Consider the following 18,752-nt stretch of genomic DNA (forward strand, 5'->3'; position numbering starts at 1 on the left):
GTTGGAATTTATTGCTCATTTGATTCATCTAATCCAAAGATGGTTAGTGAAACTAAACTACTCTATCTACAAGAGATCTAATCGCCTCCTAAGAATAAATAGAGCTAGGTCAATGGCGCAAAGTTAAACGTTCGGCCAATCACAGATAGTAAAAAGGTAAGCACCTTCATGATGCTTACCTTTTTATTCTTTTTCTTTACTTTTTGCCAGTTTTTCTTTATCCAACGTTCCAGGTGGTTGTTCAAGATAACCCAATTCCACCATTAAATTCGCTATATCCTTTGCATACTGACCCACTTCCATAGCTAAACGTTCATAATTGATGATCAGGTCATGCCTTTGACTTGCTGCAGCACCCGTCGCATAGTTTCCACTCCCGGCAGCTGTTAACATTCCTAATTGAAAAAGGATTAATTTATCCGAGAATACTTCGGCAGTTGAATTGGTAATACTAACATCTCCATCAATTGGTGCTTGAAGACCATTGTTAATCAAAGTAACAGCAAATAATTCCACATGTTTTTCTGAAATATCTTTGCCTTGTATACATATCTTTTGTACTTCTTTTCTTGGTGACATTTGGGCAAAGCTTGTAGCTAATTTTAGCCCAACAACATTATTGAAAAAATTAAGATGAAGATGAGAGATTTCCACAGCATTCAACGACCTCTTGTCAGCAAAAGGATTTAATCCTTTGAAATAACTTTTATCATCCACCATATCAATTTCTTTTGGATAAGGAATAACTGGCGATCGGACAAATACACCTTTATTGATTTGGATTTCTGAACTTTGCTCAAATAAATCAGCTGTCGCAAAAAGTGCCTTATTAAAAAGCTTTCTTATATCTTTTCTTGCACTTAACGCAAGAAATCCACTATAACTAAGCATGCCAGCTTTAGCCATGTGATGAATATAGGTCAGCATAAATATATCTGTATAAACTTTCGGTGCATCTCTATTTACATCAGCAGCAGTAAAACCTTTAGGAATAGGTATTTTCTCTTGTACAAAAACACTTTTTACCTTTGCTATATGGTCTTCTGAAATCTGACAAGCAGTTTGTACTAGTTGAGATATCGTGTTATCCTCCACGGTTTCTCGCAAATAACTTAAAAACTGAACGGACATCGTATTCTGCATATAAGATGTCCATAAAGACGCTAACTCCGAAGAAGAAAGGTTAATCTTTTCTTCTGTCATGCGTGCACTTCCCTTCACAATATTCTGACCTTACTATTTGTTATTGAAAGGAGAATTATACCAAATAGGAAAATAAAAAAGCAGCTCACTTAAATTTTAAGTAAGCTGCTTTTAGACTTAGATTAAGTTTTTCACTACTTCTTCTAATTTCATCTCCCTGGAGCCCTTAAATAGAATGAGGGCTTCTTTCTTCACGATTTTATTAATAAATTGAACGATTTCCGATTTTGTATAAGGAGACACCACTTTGTCTTCCCCCATCATTTGTTTCGCTTCTTTTGCAATTGCAGAGGCTAATATTCCATATGTGACGACAAAATCAATTTCATTCGGGTCAATTGCCTTTGCCATTTGTTTATGGAGAGTTTCAGCACTATCACCTAGTTCTAGCATATCCCCTAGTACTAATATTTTCTGATGATAGCCATCCATTTCCTGTACTGTTTCAATCGCAGCTTGTACAGAGTTCGGACTCGCATTCCAAGCATCGTTAATAATGGTGTATCCTTTTTTTGTTTGAATTGTTTCCATTCGCATGGCAGTCAAATCTAAATTCTTCAATCCAGCGATAATGTTTTCAGGCGTCACTCCCAATTCAAGAGCGACAGCTACCGCTGCTAACGTATTTTTCACATTATGTTTACCAATGATCGATACCTTTAGATCTTTAAATGACTGCTCTCCTGCGATATCAAACTCAAGATATTTTTTATATTCTTTTACTTTTTCATAGTAGTAATTATTCGTTACTTCATGACCGAATGTTTTAACACGCATGGGTAAATTCACATTCGCTAACGCCTGCTTTAAGTGAGCATCATCGCCATAGTATATAAATAAGCCACCATCTCTTAAACCATCAATAATTTCCAGTTTAGCATTGGCGATATTTTCTTCCGAACCTAGTGTCGCAATATGTGCCAAACCAACCATCGTAATAACTACAACATCAGGCTGAGCAATGGTTGACAGACGATGAATTTGTCCCTTTTCACTCATACCCATTTCTAGAACAAGGACCTCTGTGCCTTCTTCGACATCAAGAATGGTAAGAGGCAACCCGATTTGGCTGTTTAAATTCCCTTTTGTCTTATGGACTTTATATGTCGTCTGTAATATGGACTTAACCATATCCTTCGTTGTTGTTTTTCCATTACTCCCCGTTACACCGACAACCTTCATATTTAATTGTTCACGATAAGCAGTTGCCAACTCTTGTAATGCTTGAAGTGGATCATCGACGTAAATCACGGGTACGCCTTCTGGTGGATGCTTATGCCCCTTCTTCCAAAGGGTTGCAGTAGCACCCCGATCGAAAGCCGTATTTACATAGTTATGACCATCATCAATTCTCATAATAGGAATAAATAAATTCCCCTTATGTAATGTTCTTGTATCTATCGAAACCCCGTCAACACGGATATCAGCGTATTCTTCTTGCAGACCTGAACCATTTAACATATCCTGAATTTCAACTAAACTTCGCTTTATCATCCTAAATCCTCCACAATGATTACTTACATCAAATTGTAGACCTTTTTGCAGAAAAAGAAAACTCTTTAGTAAGGTAAAGCTGAAATATTTTAATAGATTTAACTTTTAGAAAAAAAACTCATCCATTCATGATAATATGGAATAAATTAACTAGAGAATAGCGAGGGGGGATTTTATGGCTACACCTAAACATATTGTCTCAGCAGCAACGATTGTTTTAAACGATCATAATGAAATCCTACTCATCAAAGGGCCACTAAGAGGTTGGGAAATGCCTGGTGGACAAGTAGAAGAAGGTGAATCCATCACAGAGGCAGCCATCCGCGAAACGAAAGAAGAATCTGGAATCGACGTAGAGATCATACGCTTCTGTGGCATCTTCCAGAACGTAGAAAAATCCATCTGTAACACCTTATTCCTTGCCAAACCTACCGGCGGAGAACCAACCACAAGTTCAGAAAGCTTAGCAGTTGGCTACTTCCCTATTGACCAGGCGTTACAAATGATTGAATGGCAAAACTACAGGCAGCGGGTGGAGTATTGTTTGGATGAAGGTAGGCACCCTTTTTTTGTCGGTTTTTAAACATATTATGTTTTAACCTAACCTACTATCTAGAGACTGATTTTAGGTTAATGATATTTGTTTCTTCTTGTTTCTTTTCTATGCTTACTAACCGTGCAAACAAAATAAAACTCAACCCGCCCATTAAAGCAATTACACCAGTAATAACAAGAGATGGAATCCATTCACTTACAATGACAACGACACCTGCAGCACTGACACCTAAGAAAATTGAAACACCATACAGCGACATGTAAGTACTTCTCGCATGATCAGGCACACTATTAGCGAGCAAGGCCTGCTGCATCGGGATATACATCATCTCACCAATAGATGCGAGGAACATAGCAACAATAAGCAGCATGGGAATGGTTGTAAAGCTAAGAACCGTATAACCGGTGAAAAACAGCAAAAGTCCAACCAAAAATGTCACACGTTCCTTCCATCTTTTTATGAGTGTAATTACAACGAACGTAAGAGCAACAACAAGTATAGTATTTTCTGTCTTCAAAAGTCCTAGTAGATTCACACCATCTACCTCCATAGGAATGGCGGTAATGATCTGTACTGGATTTGGGAGCTGTTCTTTTAAACGAATACCAATATAATTCGTTAATTGTTCCTCCACAGCTACAATTAATACACTAGCAAGAATAAATATGATAAAAAACTTATGCTTTAATATATTTAAATACTCTTTATACACTTGAATCGTTTGACTACTTTTTTGCCGCTGTACGTTAGGTTGATAGGTTTCTTTAATAAACACCTTTGTCATCAAAATAGAAAGTAAGGACACAAGAGCTGCACTAAGGAGTAGTAAGACAAGGTGGGGAAAAAAGAAGAAAGCGCCGACCATACTACCAATAGCAATCCCTAAATTTCGAACCCAATAGGCATAAGTGTAAATTATTTTTCTTTCTTCAGGGGAACTCACATCAATGATTAATGCTTGATAGGCTGGATTGACGACACCTGTGCTAAATTGAATGGTCATAAAAAATAGAAAAGTGATGTAAGGATAGGCACCAACGGATGTATTGGCAACTGCAGCACCTAAATACCCTATAAATACAAACAGTTCTGCAAGCAATATTACCTTCCTTCTCCCTACTCTGTCTGAAGTAAATCCACCTAATAAGGAGCCTAAAACACTTGCCAACATCACACATAGAAATAGAACACCTGTCACGGCCTTCCCAACTTCTTCAGCAAAATAAATAATGATATAAGGTAAAATCGCCATTGTTGAAATAGATGAAATGAATTGCAACAGTAATCTAATACGGATGGCTGGGTGCAGATTTTTCATACAAATTCCTCCTCTTTTTAATGATTGATTAATCAATCATTGTTGAAGCGAATGAGAAGACTTCCCTAACCGGAAAGCCCTTTATCTGTTACTCTTCAGTTGGTGCAAAAAGATTTAGTGCAGTGACAGCATATTGTTCCCACACATCACTATAGCGATTATCAGTTGAATTTAAACGAACGCCTATTAAGAGACTCGTATACAATGTAGCAACAATAAGCGGATCTTGTTTCTTAAACACCCCTATTTGCTGCCCGTTTTGTACCAATTGTCCGACCTTCCCACGAAATACATCATGGAACTCATCTAATTCCTTAAACACATCAGCATACCGTTCATGCTGTCCCACAACTTGTACAACCAATTGCAAATAACGATTCATTTCTGCAAATGCTCTAAAATGCTCTCTTAACATCTGTTTTGTTTCCAATAAAGGATCAGCAGACGTCTCATCAAAAAATAAAACGCGCTCCTTCAATTCTGCTAATGGTTCAACAACAACGGTATAAAACAATGCTTCCTTATCTTTAAAATAAGTAAACACACTACCAAAACTAACATTAGCAGCAACAGAAACCTTCTTAATTGTCGTACCCTCATACCCTTCAGTCGCAAATAACCCCATAGCCGCTTCAAGAATCTTCTTTTTCCGGAGCTCCATATTTTGAATTTGTTTTTCCGATAATGGCATTTAAACACCTTCTATAAATGATTGATTAATCAATCATTTATTATTTTATATTTATATTATACCATTTATCAACTTATGTGAAGTGATTATTCTCCTTTTGAAAATATCCCTTTAAGTAATGGCTCTTTCTGTTTCGATTTCATAGGAGTATAAAAGCGATTTTTAGGAGTATTTTCTAAGTAAGGCAATAAGATATTTACTTTCTCATCACAGTTAGCAGCATCAATTAATTGCTTTTCAATAATCTTCATAGGTTCCTTTATACTTCCATCTTCGCTATAAATGAACCGATCATCGGCAAATTGCTCTGCCGCTTCCGTTTCATTGTCTGTATACGCATGGACAGATGGGCGAGCCCAAAACACATCTTTGCGCACAATTCGAGCCGGACTTCCCGCTGCTGACACATTGGATGGTAATGATTTTGTCACAAGTGATTTTGCTCCAAGAATAGAACCAGACCCAATATTAACACCTTTTAATATCATCACATCTTGTCCAATCCAAATATGATCACCTAAATAAACGCTTTTAGTTGGATTAATGCGCTTTTTCGTTGCTGCATCATAAATCAAATGTGGATCCGCTAACCTTACAACCACACCTGTGGAAAACATATTATCATGACCAATGAAGAGATTCTTTTGCTCTGAAAGAATAAATCTAGCACTCCCATTAAAAGAATAATTCCGCCCAATAAAGAAGGCACTATTATTCCATACTGAAACATTAAATGTCGCACGTCGATTGGATTTACCAATAATGACAACTGAATGGTTGCCATTAAAATGAATATTCGTATTTTTAAATTTGGCGCCACGTTCAACAATTAATGTATTGCCCTCTCCGACAAACTTCACCTTCGAATGATCAAATGCAATTTCCTCTTCTTTCATCCCTATTAATTGGATTTCATTATTTGAAGTTGGTTTTTTAAATATATCTGTGATGGTTTCCATTATTTCTACACCTACTTTTTATTAGCATTAAAACGCATTTATTATACATAAGAATCTATTCATCATACGCATTTTAATCCTAACTTAACGACTTTGTATTTAAGATACTTTAATTTTTACATCACCTGTAATAATCACTTATCAAACGTAATCTAAAATGGTTATTTATTCCTTTATTATGAACAAAAGAAACATATCCATTCTATTAAAGTGCAAAAACCCTTATGGAGTAATCAGACTGATACTTCATAAGGGTGCATAATAGATTATTTTTATGTACCTTTAACGAAAAACAATTTCCACCTTTCCAAGCTCACTGAACTCCGCAGTAAACACATCTCCTTTTTGCGCAACGACTGCTGCGGATAAGGCACCTGATAAAATTACTTCTCCCGCTTTTAAAACAACATCATATTCGAATAACTTATTCGCTAACCATGCTACACATGTAGCTGGATGGCCTAAGACATCTGCACCTGTTCCCTTATTCGATAATTCACCATTTTTATAAAGACTCATTTCGATTTTATTTAGCTCCAAACCACTAACGGTAAATTTCTCATCTCCTAATACATAAAGCCCACAAGATGCATTATCAGCAACAGTGTCTTCTAATTTGATTTCCCAATTGTGAATACGGCTATCTACAATTTCTAATGAAGGAATAATATATTTAGTTGCGGATAAAACTTCCTCTGCTGTCACATGTGGGCCTTTTAAATCCTTATTAAGTACAAATGCAATTTCCCCTTCAACTTTTGGTTCGAAAAGTGAATCGATATCGATTGATCCCTTGTTGGGTATGCTCATACTATCTAATAAGTGACCGTAATCAGGTTGATCGACTCCTAAAAGTTCTTGCATCGCAAAGGATGTTAAACCAATCTTTTTACCAACAACTTTATGACCGTCTTTCACTTTCTGTTCAATCGCTCTTAGTTGGACTTGATATGCATCGTGAATAGTTAGGTTAGGATATTGATTAGTTAGTGGCTTAATCGCTGTTTTCGTTTGTTCAGCATGAAGTAAATGCTCGTATATTTGCTGTATACTAATCGTCTTTTGATTACTCAATGATTAAACTCCCTTTCTTGTGAATATCAAAAAAAACTTTGATAGTACATTTTTATACTTGTACTATCAAAGTCAGGTAAGATAAAACAAACTTACTTCACAGGTATTTTACTAAAAAAGTCAATAATGACCTTATTGAACGCATCAACCTTTTCCCATTGCGGCCAATGGCCCGCGTCGTTAATAACGATTAATTCACTTCCAGGTATCATCTCTTGAATCGGCATAGCTTCCTCAACAGTTGAAGTCGGGTCGTGGTCGGTCCATGCTAATAAGGTTGGCACATCAATCTTTCCACACCAGGATGGATCCCAGCTATATTTTTGTCTAAATTCTATATCTTGTAAGGCGACAATATGATCAACTGCCTTTTGATAGGATGGTTGAGTATAGATGTTGTATCGTGCCTCTATCAGTTCATCCGTCACTTGACTCTTATCATACATTAGCCATTCAAGTCGCGTTTTCACATTTTCATAGTTTGCTTCTAGCACCGCCTTAACGGTAGACTCCTTTAGTTTTTTCATCACTTCAGCCTTGTTATTCACATTTCCAGGCGTATTTAATACTAAAGCTTTAGCAATGCCAGGGTGATGGGCTGCAAACCAGGCTGCAACCCATCCACCTAGGGATTCACCAGATAAATAGACTTCCCTCAAATCTAAAGCTTGAATTACTCCTAATAGATGATCACTATAGCTATCAATTCCATATGGGTGGTTCGGCTTTTCCGTGTATCCATGCCCAAGCATATCAATACAAATGACACGGAAATGCTCACTTAATCCTCTAATATTCCGAGCGTAGGCTTCGATATGGCCTCCTGTACCATGAAGCAAAATAAGTGGTTCACCAGTTCCTGCTTCTAGCACTCTCGTTCTTATTCCATTGGCATCGACATAATAATTTTTAAAAGCTAAATCGGCTAAATCATTCCAAATTGTCATCTGAACATCCTCCTTTATACTTTATGGAACTTCACAACACCCATTCCTGTTACCCACTCAGGGATGGGTTCATAACAGGCAACCTCAGGATCAAACTCTTGCAAAATGCCAAGCAGCACAAGCCAATTATGTATCTCCTGGCCACCATTCCCCCCATTTTCTTCGATATAATCTGGAGACCATTGTCTAAGTGCCTGATAATCTTTCTCTCTAATGTATCGTAAAAATTTACGATCCCACTCTTCATTGACCGGTCCAGATTTCAAGCTTGTCACACGTGTTTTACGCGTGTTTAAATATTCATCCAGCTCTTCAATCTGTTGACGACCATTTGTCAGAACTTTAATGAGCTCTTGATCCTCAGGTTTTTCACTATCAATCTTCGGAATCGGCACCCAATGAGAAATCCCGCCTGATGCCACAATCGCTACTTTTTTATCACTTTCCCATGTTTCAATTGCCTTACGCACCACTTCTCCGACTTGGAAGCACCGATCCATTGTCGGAAGTGGAGGTGCAGCTGTATTCACGGCAATCGGCACAACTGGAATCCTTAAATCATCGTTTAAAAAGTGGATTGCTTGCGTATGACCATGATCGACTTTCATTCTCATGGAAAAAGCAAAGTCTACATTATTCCCCAATCCTGTATCAAGTACATGCTTCGCTAACGCTTTCTCGACTGGCATTTGATATTCAGGAATTTCCCAATCTCCCCATCCTTCACAGCGGTCAAGTCCAATTGTGAAGGAGGGCATATGATCATAGAAGTAACTATTAAAATGATCATCAGATATAAGCACAATCACATCTGTCCCCATATCCTTAAGCCATTGTTTCATCTCAGCAACGGTATTTAGAAAGCGTTGTCCTTTTTCACCACCGCCAGCTTCATTTGTCATGATCATTGGGCTATGTGACATTGCTACTCCTGCTACTATTTCAGCCATAACTCCCACCTCTTATGTTTTACTGTTCACTTCATATCACGGCAGGCACATATCCACCCGCCAATGATTATTCAAAATGTAGATCTCCTAAAATAATGCTTGCCTGCAATGCTAAGAAAAGCTGACTACTTGTTTGGAGATCATTAATATCTGCTTCTAAAATTTTGCCGATTTTTTGTATACGATAACGTAAACCGCCTAGTGATAAATTCATGATTTTTGCTGTTTTACACATATTTTGTCCATTTTTAATGTAGATGTATAATGTTTTGGTTAGTTCTGATTCTTTCCCGCGATCATACTCAACTAACTTTGATAACATCTTGTTACAGAAATGTCGGATGTCTTCATTTTTACCTGTACGAAATAATATCCCCACCGCACCCAAATCATCGAAGTACATGATGTCTTTTTGTTGATTATTCACATTCAATGAAATGAGCGCTTCATTGTATAGAATAGGAATATCTTCAAGCGATGTTGCTTTTGAACTTATGCCTATTTTAAAAGGATTTTGAGGATATTTCTCTTTAAGAAAATGAAGTAATTTCCGTATAAATTCATCGACGTTTATAAAATGCTTCGAGAACATATCTATAGGTAACAAAGCGGCAATGTTTTGTGCATCCTCCGATATGAGAATATTCAGATTACGTTCCATAAAATATCTTGAGAAAACTTCAATCAGATTCATTGCACCAATTGGTTCCTTTTCACTCGGATAAAAATCTGCATCCACTTTTAAAACGAGAAATTGATACTCTTTCCCTAAATCTACGCCAATATGTCTTGCCCTTTTGAACAACACGACAGGATTTAGACGATTATGAATCATGTCTTCTAACAGTCCACCTTTAATGTTTAACCTAAGCTCTGTATCTAAAATGGACTCCTTATTGTAGTTACTTACTGACCCAACCAAATGCATTTGTTTCATTTTCAACCAATCGAGTTCAGTAAAAGAAGGCTTAATAAAGGAGCAATATCCTACCACCTTCCCCTTTGAAATCATCGGTGCTATTAATCTCTTATGTTGATTAGATTGCTCCATTTCGACTACTTGCTGATTGTCTATCAGTTCATTCAATTTCGTCTGCATAGCTTTATTCTGATTGTTTTTCACAATGGTCTTTAATTGATTACTATATTGTTTAGCCAGTTCTGCATCTAACCCGACTGAATATAGGTAATTAAATCCTAAATCTTCAAGAATAATAGGATTATTGGTAAGTTGATAACATACATCAGCCAATCGTGCTTCGCCAACACCATTTAGGAAGTGTCCAATGGCTTCATTATTAAAATCTACAGCAGCTTGTAAATGATTTTTTTCTGTTAACACTCTATCTAAGCAATTCAAAAGCATTTGTGGCAATCCTGATTCGAATTCCTTCTCCGTGTAGTTAAAGTTGCCAAAATGTGAAGACATTTGTACAAATGCCTCTAAAGCTTCAGGATAATGAACCTTTTTTTGCAATATACTCACCCACTTAAGAAAGTTACTAGTTGCATTAGTTACCCGAAAAATTAGTATTTTACAATTATTCTACTTCTTTTGGAAGTATCTGTCGATTAATGACTAGTGAGCCTAAGCAAAACAGGTAAAACACTATAGTCAAATAACTTAGCTAAGTTGGGGTTTCTATTGCTCTGAGCCCACCAATGATCCGCTTACTCGAACGTTCATTTATAATCCTTCAAAAGCTTTAACCTTTAATTTCTCCAACAGACCCTCACTACCTGTTTTTCTACGAATCCCGCGTATTCCCCAACCCCCATCAAAATTCAATACAGTGCCTGTAGCGGGAATATTGTCATCGCGAGAGGCAAAAAACACATAAGAACCTGCATAATCTTCTCCTTGCAAAATACGGCCGACTGGAGATGCTGCTGCGATATTCTCTTTACCTGCTTCCAAATCTTCGTCCTCATACCATTCCTTATACATGCTTGTGACAGAGCGGCTATCCATTTCTAATGAAGCAGGTCCTCTTAAATCTGTCATGGCACCGCCAATCGCAATTCCATTCACACGAACATAAGGAGCCAACTCAAAGGCCAACTGGCGGACTAACCCAACCACCGCGTGTTTTGTGGAAGTGTAAAGCGGTCCTCCACCATTTGTATAAAACCCAGCATTGGAAACAGTAAAGATCATATTCCCTCTAGTTTCAGCCAGTTGTGGAAGACAGGCTTTAGCTGCTAGTAAATATCCCTTCACATTGACATGAAATAATTCATCAAATGCTTGATCTAATTTATCTTCTGGAAGATCGACAAGTGCCATATTGTAATCCCAGATGCCTACATTTGCAATGAGGGTGTCAATTTTGCCAAAATGTTCGCTACACTGATTGACCGCTGACTTCAAATCACTCAGCTGTCGAACATCTCCAACAATGCCCATGACATCATCGCCAAATGTCTGCTCAAGCTCTTTTAGACGTTCCACTGACTTATCAAATATTGCTACCTTCGCACCTTCAGACACGAAACGTTCTACAATCGCCCGGCCAACACCGGACGCTCCGCCTGTGATAAAGGCCACTTCATTTGTCAATTTCATCATTGTAGCTCCCCACTCGTGAAAATAAGTCAACCATCCATTACTTTGCTCTTACTTTGTTCTGCTTCAAAGTAACCATCCTCAAATGCCACAAATACATCCTCTCCCTCAACCTTTACCGGGTATTTCTTCAAAGGTTTCCATGGCGGAGCCATCTTTACAGCCCCTGTATGAGCGCAAAACTTCCCCATATGCAGTGAACAAACGATGACATCTCCATCTAAATAACCGCCCTCGGACAGTGACCATTTGGCATGAGAACAGCGATCCTGTGTGGCAAGCACTTTACCATTCACATTAAACACCGCTACTGCCGTATCTCCTTCCACTACTTTTAATCCCTCATCATCTGGTAAATCAGACAACGTGCAAACCTTTGTATAATTCATTCCATACATCCCCTTTCCTTGTTAATCATGTTTTAGAAAAGCGCAAGGCGCCCGTAATCGCCGACAAGCATAAGATGAGCCGGCAGAAAGGTTGTTCTTTAACCTTTCCTGAGATTGGCTTAGACCAAAGAGCCGATGGCGCCTAGAGCTAGACATGAAAACCCACTAAAAAACCTTATACTTTCTTATATGTCAAAAAAATACAGATAAGTTATTTGACAAAAGTGTACTCTGATCGATTAAAATCGTGCGGCGGGCTATTTTAAAACCTAATCCTCCCTCTGAACGTCTCAGCACATCCCTGCGCTCTCCTGGAAATATATCTGCCTGATTTTCAGAACGATTACGATACACGATAAAGGATGACACGACTTCATACGTGTTCGGCTCCTCCGTCTCATTAATCATCACATTCGAAATGAGATGCCTTGTGCGCGATACTGGATTCTCTGCCCAGTTCACCCCCGATACTCTTGCCCGAATACGTCCGCGCATCGTTTCATAAGTATCGTCGTAATGCCCACCTTGTCCTTTAGCCGTATACTCCTGAGCCATTTCTCTACCTAAACGGTTCATGCGAATCGGCATCCAATAATGAATATCTTTATCCATTAACGCTAACCACGCCTCAAACTCCGAATGGTCTAGTAGCTGTGCTTCCTTGTAATAAAACTGTTCAATTTCATGCTGCAGTTCCAAACTTGGGCTACTGTCTGCCCATTTAAACGGCTTAACCAGCTCTTTTACTTCCATCCTCTTTCACCCTCCTTTGTTGACTAAACACTACTCACTTAACAGTTGCGGTTGTGGCCGGCTGTGGTCTCAATGTATCCCAACTTGACTCAGACATCATACGGACCCAATGAGAATAAAACCCTCTCGCCACATCTTCTGAAAATACATAGGATGTTTGACCAGGAAATTCCGGATTATTTTTCCCTTGTACATTTAACCCCATTTGCATAGCTAGTGGAGCTGTTTTTGACTTATAGCCACGAAGGGCGTTTTGAATCTCCACCCAGTTCTCTCCATCATCTTGCTCATATACACCACCGGCACTGAATGTGCGGACATTTTGTCTAGCCAGTTCATCCTTAATTTCCTGCGGTGCATCTTTATCAACAATGACAAATGCCCAGACTTCAATTTGATTCGGACCTTTTGGATGCCATGTGCGGACAGTATTCATTCCATAAGGAAGGAATGAACAGTTCGGGAAGATTGTCATATGACTGGCACCCATTCTGTGATAAGGCATTTTAGATTCTAATCGCTCTTTTGCCTTTTCAAATGCCGGACCTTCACTATAATACTTATCTACTAATGGCCCGACACGCACCGAACCTCTTGCTGTATCAAGATAGAATCCACAACCATGACCGCCCCATTCAGAAAGAAACTGGTGACCTTTCATATGTGGTTGAAAAACAGACAAATCTTGATCTTCCGGCAATCCTGCCACTACTGCTGCCAAATGAGAAGTGGTAGCCGCATGGTACATATCACCTGCAAATTGCTCTGCCGCAAACTTCCAATTACAAGGAATCACCCACTTTTGCATCGTACCAATAACCTCTGTACCTGCCTCAGAGCGGTCCAGCATCGTATCCATATATGGTGTGGCATCACTTAAATATGTCAACAAATCCGGTGCCTCCGGGTCCCAATTGGCAAATACTAATCCTTTATATATCTCCACACGCGCCTGCAACGGCCCCCAATCTTCTTTCTTAAAATCAGAAGGAAACGCCTCTTCTTCAAATGGCACATTCACTAATTTGCCAGCTGTGTCATATGCCCAACCATGATACGTACAAGTGAACGCCTTCGCATTCCCACAATCAGCCCGGCAAATCCTCATCCCCCGATGTCGACACTGATTATGAAACACCTTAATACTGCCATCCCTCTGACGTACCATCACAACAGGATCTTCTCCCATATAAGTAGTTAAATAATCTCCCTTCTTAGGCACATGACTCTCATGACCAAGAAGCAACCACGAGCGACCAAAAACCCGCTCCAATTCCAACTCATATAACTCCTGATCCGTATAAATACGTGGATCGATTTTCCCCTGCTCTGCATCCACTAGTGAATGAATCGATTCTGATGTCCAATTTCCATTATTAAAACTCATAAACTAGAACCACCCTTTCCATTAAACTCCTAAATGAAATCGCTTTCTTAAACTAAGTTTAAAATCTTTTCCAACGAAAAAATACAACAACAATTGCTTTTTATGTCTATATTTTCTAAACATTCTGTATAGATTAAAATACATATAATTCCATATTTCTCACAAGTAATGTAAAATGGTAGGACAAATAGATGATCATTTAAATATGAAAAGAGCCGTTTTCTAATTGGGAAAACGACTCAGGCTACTTATCAACAAATCGAAACAATAGATATTTTGTTCAATACGAAAAGCTGTTATTGGGATATGTTTTAAACAATGGCTATTTTAAAGAAATAAATATAAAGAATGGATTGAAAAGAAAAAATGAGATATTTTGGGTATTTAATTTATTTTATTGTTGCAACCATAGTTTTTTACTATTTAAGTAGATTTGTAGGAAATCAAGACAGTGGTTCAATAGGACTTATTTTAGGTAATTTCCTGCGAGGTATTATTATTGTCGTAACAGGATATTTAGTTGTAATTGGATTACAAAGAAAACAAAAATAAATATTACTACTTCAGAAGCCTCCTAGAGATTAAAAAGGATGCTTCTGTGTTTTAACAAGGACGATTTAATTTAAAACTGCCCCCCTAAAACCTTATCTTCCACATTAACAAAAGCCCTTCTCAATAGCACCGAATATATTTAATCCTAGTTTACGTGTAGAAATAAATTGTCCCTTGTAAAATAAAAAGAGGCCTCCAAGCTGTTTGTACAACGCCCTATAACCTCTAATTATTTATTCAATTTTCCCGACTTTAAGTTACTGTAAATTAAAGAAAACTTGTCCGCCTAACTTTTCTTCATAGCGAAGTTGCGCATTTTCTCCTGTTTTCACCAAACCAGATATATAACCTTCTTTTTCGTTCCCCACATACATCTCGAAGCTAAAATCAGGTTCCGTTGTTCCATAAACATCCCCACTATAAATATCTCCGCTCTCACTTACCATTTCAAAATTCATGATCCCATCAACATGGAAGGATAAGTCTTCTGTTTCAGATTCAACAAATTTCACTTTTGTTTCGGCTAATACCCATTCATATCCTTCTGGAGCTACTTCATTGTACTCATTCATAGATTTTAATTTTTGGTAGGCTTCATCCCCGCGAATAACATCTTTTACTGTTAAATCAAATTTAATTGCGTACGTATTACCTTCATCATCATACAACTCATCATCTACTGTAGCCGTTTTCTGGAAAGGAACAGGATTTGTTCGTGAACCAAGTTTTGATTTTGATTCTCCTTTCTCTACTTCTTCTGGTTGTGCAGTTTCACCTTGTTGATTCTCTTCTTTCACTTCAGTATCCTTTGTATCCTGCCCACAGGCCGCAAGAAAAACGACCATTATTAATCCTAATATAAGTAGTTTGAAACTGTTGTTCAAATTTCTTCCTCCTCTTGAATGAAAACCACTCTATTACATAAACATAATAAACGAACCTGATTTAAAACCAGGGATCTACTCTGTTCCTTCTTCTGTTTCTCCCATTTCTTCTAAAGCATCAGGATAAATAACTTCATCGAAAACCTCTTCTGTTGCTTTATCTTTCACAGATACCGTTACCTTATAATCTTCTGGATTCGCTCCATTAAACATTTGATACATAGAACCTTGTAAACCTAAACCAAATATAGCAAATCCATCCATGCTATTTTCATAAGATTCTTTATCTACCAATAAAGTAAACTCTGTGAATGATTTATTATGAGTAACATCCTTGATTGAGACATAATCTTCGCTACTTTTCATCTCTTCTATTGAATCTGTGATAGATGTTCCCATTTCTGTCATCATTTTTTTGTGTTCAGATTTAGGCATTTTATAAGTGAGAGATCCATCTTCATTTTTTGTGACTTCACTTACTCCCTCTTTTTTTGCTTCAGCAATAACTGTATCTATATCTTCTCCTTCAAAAAAAGAAGCTGGTAGTGTTAATTCCACATTTAAGAGACCTTTATCGACGTTTACTGCTCCTTCTTTTTCTTCTTGCTTTTGATCTGTTGATTTTTCACCTTCTGCTGATTCATTCGAACAGGCCACAAGGAAAATCACCACTAGTACAAGTAAACAGCTTAATTTTTTCATAAATATTTCCCCCTATCTCTCTCTAATAACTAATGCAAAATGCTATTCTATTATACTAATATCCACTTTTAGAATATCCATGTATTTATTGGCATTTTTGCACTTAATTTCATTTTTTTGTACTTATTAAGCCTCATATTCAGAAGCCTTTATATTACTTATCGGCATTCCTTTAATAAAATTTACAGTTTTTACATTATTCTATAAAAACGACTCTTATGATAAAGACACTCACTCATCTTTTTAGTTATATGTATTGCTCAATTCATGTCGAGGTTAGTTTTGCACTTTAACCAATTGGACGACTAAAAAAAATCCCGATTTCACCTTACCGGATTGCTGAAGAAAATGTTGGAGTTTGAGATTATTATGAAGGGTGTTGGAGTGAAAAGAAGAACTTGTTCTGCTGCTACAAAAACGCTTAATAAACTTAGGAGAATGATTGAGGCTATAAAAAATACTGAAGAAGTTGATTAACAAGAAATGAAAAAGAGCCTCCTCAAAGTTCAGTAAACCTTTGAAGAGCCTTGATCCTTATTATTAGCATTGCAGTCATATCATACTTATGAAACCTTATTTACTAAGGTTGAGGGCAGATTAAATCATTCCACCCATGCTTTATCGTGTAATAAATAATATATTTCACTGCATTTTATTTTTAATACATTTTAAACTTTATATTTACTTCCTTTGATATGTTAAAAGTAGTAAAAAATGCCCTTTATTTAAATCTCACTTCCAACTTCCTTTCATACCTTAAACAGTACAACATTTTAAGTACAGTCTATTCTACTTTTACCTAACGAGAATGATATGAAAACTTTGTACCTATATCGTGATATTAGCACAAACAGATTATCTTATTGATTATATCTTATAGTATTAACCTATATAGTAAGGGGTGATCTCAATATTATCTAAAAAAAGGAGATGTCACCAGCAAAATAAAAAATATAAACCTTGTCAAAAACATGTTGCCAACCAATTATAATCAAAGGAACGACCGGCGCTACTGGGCCAACTGGTGTAACTGGTTCTACCGGACTTGGGATTACTGGTACTACTGGAGTTACTGGCGTTACCGGCATTACTGGATCTACTGGACTTGGCATTACGGGCACTACCGGAGTTACTGGCGTTACTGGTATCACTGGGGCTACTGGACTTGGCATTACGGGCGCTACCGGAGTTACTGGCGTTACCGGCATTACTGGATCTACTGGACTTGGCATTACGGGCGCTACCGGAGTTACTGGCGTTACTGGTATCACTGGGGCTACTGGACTTGGCATTACGGGCGCTACTGGAGTTACGGGAATTACTGGTATCACTGGGGCTACTGGACTTGGCATTACGGGCGCTACTGGAGTTACGGGAACTACTGGTATCACTGGAGCTACTGGACTTGGCGTTACGGGCGCTACTGGAGTTACGGAATTACTGGTATCACTGGGGCTACTGGACTTGGCATTACGGGCGCTACCGGAGTCACGGGAATTACTGGTATCACTGGGGCTACTGGACTTGGCATTACGGGCGCTACCGGAGTCACAGGAACTACTGGTATCACTGGGGCTACTGGTCTTGGCATTACGGGCGCTACCGGAGTCACGGGAATTACTGGTATCACTGGGGCTACTGGACTTGGCATTACGGGCGCTACCGGAGTTACGGGAACTACTGGTATCACTGGTATCACTGGCTACTGGACTTGGCATTACGGGCGCTACCGGAGTTACGGGAACTACTGGTATCACTGGGGCTACTGGACTTGGCATTACGGGCGCTACCGGAGTTACTGGCACTACTGGTTTAGGGGCTACTGGTACCACTGGAGCCACTGGCCCTGAAGGACCACCAGGACCAATTGATCCTGGGCTAGTTTTTCAATTTGTATATGAAGCGCTTAGACAGACAATCGCATACGGTACATTATATGGTACTACACCATTGTCTCTATCAAATATTGATCAACTAGTTACTTTTGATACAACACGAGCTCAGTATAATACTGGTAGTAATACTGATACGATATTCGCTTATGTATTTGGTGCTTATGAAGCAACAGCAAATGTAGTCTCGCAAGGAACCGGATCAGCAACTTTACAATTATCTGTTAACGGTAGTATTGTACCAGGCTCCACAATAGTCTTAGGTCCAGACAGTCCAACAGGAAGTACTACAATACAAATTGAACCGTTAGATAATATATCTTTGGTTGTTACTGAGTTAACAGGTGATATTAGTATAACTGATCGCAACTTGAACATTGTTCGCCTTGGTCCTCCTTTCTTTTAATATAGTTGACTTAGATAATAATAAATTAA

General features: G+C 38.1%; 17 protein-coding genes. 2 read left to right on the plus strand and 15 right to left on the minus strand.

Annotation, left to right across the window (positions count from 1 at the left end; translation table 11 throughout):
• Window positions 1-183: 183 nt before the first annotated feature.
• Both MKX29_RS05970 and MKX29_RS05975 read right to left on the minus strand, forming a co-directional pair.
• Window positions 184-1,203 (minus strand): DUF3231 family protein, encoded by a 1,020-nt coding sequence (locus tag MKX29_RS05970; protein ID WP_251163539.1) that lies wholly within the window; start codon window positions 1,201-1,203, stop codon window positions 184-186.
• 117 nt (window positions 1,204-1,320) lie between these two features.
• Window positions 1,321-2,697, minus strand: a complete 1,377-nt coding sequence (locus tag MKX29_RS05975) for a UDP-N-acetylmuramoyl-tripeptide--D-alanyl-D-alanine ligase (protein WP_251163538.1) — start codon at window positions 2,695-2,697, stop codon at window positions 1,321-1,323.
• Window positions 2,698-2,872: 175 nt separating this feature from the next.
• Between MKX29_RS05975 and MKX29_RS05980 the strand changes: the two genes are divergently transcribed.
• On the plus strand, window positions 2,873-3,280 hold the full coding sequence (locus MKX29_RS05980; RefSeq protein WP_251163537.1) for an NUDIX hydrolase: 408 nt from the start codon (window positions 2,873-2,875) through the stop codon (window positions 3,278-3,280).
• A 25-nt stretch (window positions 3,281-3,305) separates the two neighbouring features.
• Here the strand turns inward: MKX29_RS05980 and MKX29_RS05985 are convergent, their stop codons facing one another.
• The 13 genes from MKX29_RS05985 to MKX29_RS06045 form a co-directional block, all read right to left on the minus strand.
• Window positions 3,306-4,571, minus strand: a complete 1,266-nt coding sequence (locus MKX29_RS05985; RefSeq protein ID WP_251163536.1) for an MFS transporter — start codon at window positions 4,569-4,571, stop codon at window positions 3,306-3,308.
• An 88-nt stretch (window positions 4,572-4,659) separates the two neighbouring features.
• On the minus strand, window positions 4,660-5,262 hold the full coding sequence (locus MKX29_RS05990) for a TetR/AcrR family transcriptional regulator (RefSeq protein WP_224939159.1): 603 nt from the start codon (window positions 5,260-5,262) through the stop codon (window positions 4,660-4,662).
• An 86-nt stretch (window positions 5,263-5,348) separates the two neighbouring features.
• Entirely contained in the window at window positions 5,349-6,221 is an 873-nt protein-coding gene (locus MKX29_RS05995) for an acyltransferase (RefSeq protein WP_251166503.1), read from the minus strand.
• 282 nt (window positions 6,222-6,503) lie between these two features.
• Window positions 6,504-7,295, minus strand: coding sequence for a 2-keto-4-pentenoate hydratase (locus MKX29_RS06000; protein WP_341104630.1), 792 nt, complete (start codon window positions 7,293-7,295; stop codon window positions 6,504-6,506).
• Window positions 7,296-7,387: 92 nt separating this feature from the next.
• Window positions 7,388-8,242: an alpha/beta fold hydrolase gene (locus tag MKX29_RS06005; protein WP_341104632.1), complete on the minus strand. Its 855-nt coding sequence runs from the start codon at window positions 8,240-8,242 to the stop codon at window positions 7,388-7,390.
• A 14-nt stretch (window positions 8,243-8,256) separates the two neighbouring features.
• Complete coding sequence (locus MKX29_RS06010; RefSeq protein WP_341104635.1) at window positions 8,257-9,192, minus strand: DODA-type extradiol aromatic ring-opening family dioxygenase; 936 nt, start codon at window positions 9,190-9,192, stop codon at window positions 8,257-8,259.
• Window positions 9,193-9,259: 67 nt separating this feature from the next.
• Entirely contained in the window at window positions 9,260-10,669 is a 1,410-nt protein-coding gene (locus MKX29_RS06015; RefSeq protein ID WP_289432759.1) for a PucR family transcriptional regulator, read from the minus strand.
• A 210-nt stretch (window positions 10,670-10,879) separates the two neighbouring features.
• Window positions 10,880-11,758 (minus strand): 3-(cis-5,6-dihydroxycyclohexa-1,3-dien-1-yl)propanoate dehydrogenase, encoded by an 879-nt coding sequence (hcaB, locus tag MKX29_RS06020; protein ID WP_341104639.1) that lies wholly within the window; start codon window positions 11,756-11,758, stop codon window positions 10,880-10,882.
• A 29-nt stretch (window positions 11,759-11,787) separates the two neighbouring features.
• Window positions 11,788-12,147, minus strand: a complete 360-nt coding sequence (locus MKX29_RS06025) for a non-heme iron oxygenase ferredoxin subunit (RefSeq protein ID WP_289432757.1) — start codon at window positions 12,145-12,147, stop codon at window positions 11,788-11,790.
• Window positions 12,148-12,339: 192 nt separating this feature from the next.
• The gene (locus MKX29_RS06030) at window positions 12,340-12,900 is read right to left on the minus strand and encodes an aromatic-ring-hydroxylating dioxygenase subunit beta (protein ID WP_341104640.1); all 561 of its coding nucleotides are present in this window, start codon (window positions 12,898-12,900) and stop codon (window positions 12,340-12,342) included.
• A 34-nt stretch (window positions 12,901-12,934) separates the two neighbouring features.
• Entirely contained in the window at window positions 12,935-14,287 is a 1,353-nt protein-coding gene (locus MKX29_RS06035) for an aromatic ring-hydroxylating dioxygenase subunit alpha (protein WP_289432755.1), read from the minus strand.
• Between the two features lie 809 nt (window positions 14,288-15,096).
• Window positions 15,097-15,723, minus strand: a complete 627-nt coding sequence (locus MKX29_RS06040; RefSeq protein ID WP_289432754.1) for a hypothetical protein — start codon at window positions 15,721-15,723, stop codon at window positions 15,097-15,099.
• 75 nt (window positions 15,724-15,798) lie between these two features.
• Window positions 15,799-16,425 carry a hypothetical protein gene (locus MKX29_RS06045; protein WP_289432753.1) on the minus strand — a complete coding sequence of 209 codons (627 nt, stop codon included), beginning with the start codon at window positions 16,423-16,425 and terminating at the stop codon, window positions 15,799-15,801.
• A gap of 960 nt (window positions 16,426-17,385) precedes the next feature.
• Between MKX29_RS06045 and MKX29_RS06050 the strand changes: the two genes are divergently transcribed.
• The gene (locus MKX29_RS06050; protein WP_341104643.1) at window positions 17,386-18,723 is read left to right on the plus strand and encodes a hypothetical protein; all 1,338 of its coding nucleotides are present in this window, start codon (window positions 17,386-17,388) and stop codon (window positions 18,721-18,723) included.
• The last annotated feature ends 29 nt before the right edge of the window (window positions 18,724-18,752 follow it).

The organism is Cytobacillus sp. FSL R7-0696 (assembly GCF_038006865.1).
GTDB lineage: Bacteria > Bacillota > Bacilli > Bacillales > Cytobacillaceae > Cytobacillus > Cytobacillus kochii.

What these genes read in the sequence shown, in the direction of transcription:
- MKX29_RS05970 (WP_251163539.1), bottom strand. Translation starts at nt 1,203, where the DNA reads ATGACAGAAGAAAAGATTAACCTTTCTTCTTCGGAGTTAGCGTCTTTA.
- MKX29_RS05975 (WP_251163538.1), bottom strand. Translation starts at nt 2,697, where the DNA reads ATGATAAAGCGAAGTTTAGTTGAAATTCAGGATATGTTAAATGGTTCA.
- MKX29_RS05980 (WP_251163537.1), top strand. Translation starts at nt 2,873, where the DNA reads ATGGCTACACCTAAACATATTGTCTCAGCAGCAACGATTGTTTTAAAC.
- MKX29_RS05985 (WP_251163536.1), bottom strand. Translation starts at nt 4,571, where the DNA reads ATGAAAAATCTGCACCCAGCCATCCGTATTAGATTACTGTTGCAATTC.
- MKX29_RS05990 (WP_224939159.1), bottom strand. Translation starts at nt 5,262, where the DNA reads ATGCCATTATCGGAAAAACAAATTCAAAATATGGAGCTCCGGAAAAAG.
- MKX29_RS05995 (WP_251166503.1), bottom strand. Translation starts at nt 6,221, where the DNA reads ATGGAAACCATCACAGATATATTTAAAAAACCAACTTCAAATAATGAA.
- MKX29_RS06005 (WP_341104632.1), bottom strand. Translation starts at nt 8,242, where the DNA reads ATGACAATTTGGAATGATTTAGCCGATTTAGCTTTTAAAAATTATTAT.
- MKX29_RS06010 (WP_341104635.1), bottom strand. Translation starts at nt 9,192, where the DNA reads ATGGCTGAAATAGTAGCAGGAGTAGCAATGTCACATAGCCCAATGATC.
- hcaB (WP_341104639.1), bottom strand. Translation starts at nt 11,758, where the DNA reads ATGAAATTGACAAATGAAGTGGCCTTTATCACAGGCGGAGCGTCCGGT.
- MKX29_RS06025 (WP_289432757.1), bottom strand. Translation starts at nt 12,147, where the DNA reads ATGAATTATACAAAGGTTTGCACGTTGTCTGATTTACCAGATGATGAG.
- MKX29_RS06030 (WP_341104640.1), bottom strand. Translation starts at nt 12,900, where the DNA reads ATGGAAGTAAAAGAGCTGGTTAAGCCGTTTAAATGGGCAGACAGTAGC.
- MKX29_RS06035 (WP_289432755.1), bottom strand. Translation starts at nt 14,287, where the DNA reads ATGAGTTTTAATAATGGAAATTGGACATCAGAATCGATTCATTCACTA.
- MKX29_RS06045 (WP_289432753.1), bottom strand. Translation starts at nt 16,425, where the DNA reads ATGAAAAAATTAAGCTGTTTACTTGTACTAGTGGTGATTTTCCTTGTG.